General features: G+C 57.4%; 3 protein-coding genes. All 3 read right to left on the reverse strand.

The features are described 5' to 3' along the window. A partial coding sequence (locus Q0X47_RS08620) for an AI-2E family transporter (RefSeq protein ID WP_297725086.1) occupies positions 1 to 1,031 on the reverse strand: 1,031 nt, incomplete at its 3' end. Between the two features lie 109 nt (positions 1,032 to 1,140). Then, a complete protein-coding gene (locus Q0X47_RS08625; protein WP_297725088.1) occupies positions 1,141 to 1,650 on the reverse strand; it encodes a GNAT family N-acetyltransferase in 510 nt (169 codons plus the stop codon). A 139-nt stretch (positions 1,651 to 1,789) separates the two neighbouring features. Next, positions 1,790 to 2,676 (reverse strand): Bax inhibitor-1/YccA family protein (locus Q0X47_RS08630; RefSeq protein WP_297725091.1); only part of this gene is annotated, 887 nt, incomplete at its 5' end.

Below are 2,676 nucleotides of genomic sequence, written 5' to 3' on the forward strand. Positions count from 1 at the left end.
TCAATCTGTTGCACCGCCAAAATCACAATCAGCATGATGACGGCCGCCATGAAACCTTTATCCAACAGCAAAATCAGCACGGCGATAGCCCCGGTAGTGACCGCACCAACAATCGGAATAAAGGAACCTATGAAAATGAGCAAAGCCAGCGGGATAGTCATCGACCCCGCGCCCAGAACCGCCGCCCCGATGGAAATAAATACCGAGTCCACCAGAGCCACCAGCGCCTGCGCCCTAATGTAGCCATTCAGCGTGGTCCAGCCGCGAATCGCCGCTTCGTGAACCGGCTCGCGGGCAGGAACCGGCAGCATCCGAATCAACCAAATCCAAATCTGGCGACCGTCCTTGAGGAAAAAGAACAGGCAGAACAGAGAAATTAAGATGGTGGTGACCACGCTGGCGACCGAGGAAGTCACCGACAGCGCCGAGGACGCAATCGAGGAAGAATACTTGGTGGCAAAAGCGGTGAGCTGGGTGGTCAACTCGTTAATATATTTATCGATTTGCGCCTGATCCAATGCCAGAGGGCCTTCGCTCAACCAGGCCAAAGCCTTATCGAAGCCACCTCCGGCTTTTGCCAACAGGGCTGGCGCACCGTGAGCCAGCTGGGAGGTTGCAATCCAAATCATCGCCACAACCAGCCCTACACCCACCACCAGGGAAATGACCGCGGACAGGGTCTTGGGAACATGCCACTTTTGCAGCCGGAAATGCATCGGCTCCAGCAGCAGCGTCAACAGCAACGCCACCGCGAGGGGAACGAAGATGATAGAAACTTTTGTAATTCCGTACAGAATCAGTCCCAGCGCCGTGACGATAACCAGGAAACGCCACGCCCAACTGGCCGCCACCCGAATCCGCCACGATACTGCATAAGCTGAGTTCGGGCCGTTTTCCACCTCGGGCGGAGCGGTCGGTTCCAGTCCGTCGAAGTCCGGAACCCGACTTTGCATGTCCCGCCGGGAAATGACCTCGCGCCACCACCCGCGTCTGAATTCGGCTCCGGCGTTCAATAACGGTTTTTTCTCCATCGCACTTCCGTTTTCGGTTGTTTGTTTTCTGAGGTTTTCACAGTCTTGTCGCGGTCCTACCAGGAACGTCGCGGCGGGGCGAGCGGGGGCCTGGGGAAAAGAAAAATTTTCAGCGCACCATCCGGTTCAAGGTCAGCCCGTAGTTGACCTCACGGCCGGTCATCGCCCCGTCCGAGAGGAACCCGGCCCGGCGATAAAACCGGTGGGCCTGTTTTTCTCCCGGATACCCCGAAGGTAGCCACATTTGGGCTGGCTCCTGCGGTCCGACCACGTACTCCAACAAGCGCCGCCCCAAGCCTTGCCCCTGATATTCAGGCATTAGGTAGTGCATGGACACTTCCCGTTCCCGAGCGGGCGGGGCCACATGCTCGTTGCGTACCGTCTGCACCGTCATAGCGATACCGACTACCCGACCGTGTTCGACCGCAATAGCGATGCGGCGGCCTGCCGGATCCGAGGTCAACAGGTTGTGCCATTGACCGACCAAAGTTGGCTCGTCAAAGCGGTAACGGTATTTTTCGTCAATAAATTCGCCATAGTTCGCCAACCACATACGGGCGTGAGCCACCCCCATGCCGGCGGCATCCTGAATCTCAGGTGGGCGAATGTTGACAGTCATTACTCTCGATTCCGTGAGTCGTTTTCTCTAAGTCTAGCTTCTGAGGGCGGGCGAGGAGAACCCTCCCCGCGGGAAACGCGAAACCGCTTCGTGCCCGAGCCGGAAACTTCGGGAACTTCGGAAGCTTCGGGACACGAACCTAGTTATCGGACGCAAAGTAGGCAAAAATCCGCAGGAACTCAATATATAGCCAGACCAAGGTCACCATCAAGCCAAAAGCGGCCGTCCAGGCGGTCTCCTGGGGCGCCCCGTTATCAACCGCAGTAACAATGTAGTCAAAGTCCGTGACCAGCGAAAACGCCGCTAAACCGATCGCGATGAGGCTGACGATAATCCACAGGGGGAAGCCACCGATAGTCGGGGCATTCGGACCGTAGAAAGACCAAGCCGGGTTGATGAGGCTGACCACCAGGTTGCCCAGGTAGAACACAAAAATCGAGAACATACCGACCATGACGACCCGCATCAAAGTCGGGGAGTTGCGTACCACCTTGGTCTTGAACAGCACCAGCATCACCAGGGTGGTAACCAGGGTCGCCGCGATAGCTTTCATCACCACGCCGTCATAAAGTGCGGCGAACAAGCTGGAAATACCGCCCAGCATGAGACCTTCAAAAGCGGCGTAACCCAAAATCAGAACCGGGGAAGGACGACGCTTAAAGGAGTTCACCAGCCCCAACACCAAGGCCACAATCATCGAGGTAAACGCCACGTTCATGCCCAGACCCGGATTGGATGCGGTCAACATCCAAGCCCCTGCTCCGAAAAGCAGGAGAGTCCCGAAAGTCAGCACCGTCTTAATCAAAACGTCGTCCATAGTGACGGGACGGCTGGCAGAGACCGTGCCGTACTGTTCTTGGCCTTGCGGGGTGGGGAACTGCTGGGGTTGTTCCGGCGCGTAGCTCACGTGAGGAGCGTCGCCGGGATAGGTTTGGGTCGCCCCGCCGCCGACCTGGTAGCCGGGCATAGTTGGGTAACCTCCCGGAGTACGCTCGGTAAAAACTTTGTTGCGGGTAAACACTGGGT

The organism is uncultured Mobiluncus sp. (assembly GCF_947254095.1).
Classification (GTDB): domain Bacteria; phylum Actinomycetota; class Actinomycetes; order Actinomycetales; family Actinomycetaceae; genus Mobiluncus.

Excerpts from the sequence above, each read along its gene's own strand:
- Q0X47_RS08625 (WP_297725088.1), bottom strand. The coding sequence starts at position 1,650 with ATGACTGTCAACATTCGCCCACCTGAGATTCAGGATGCCGCCGGCATG.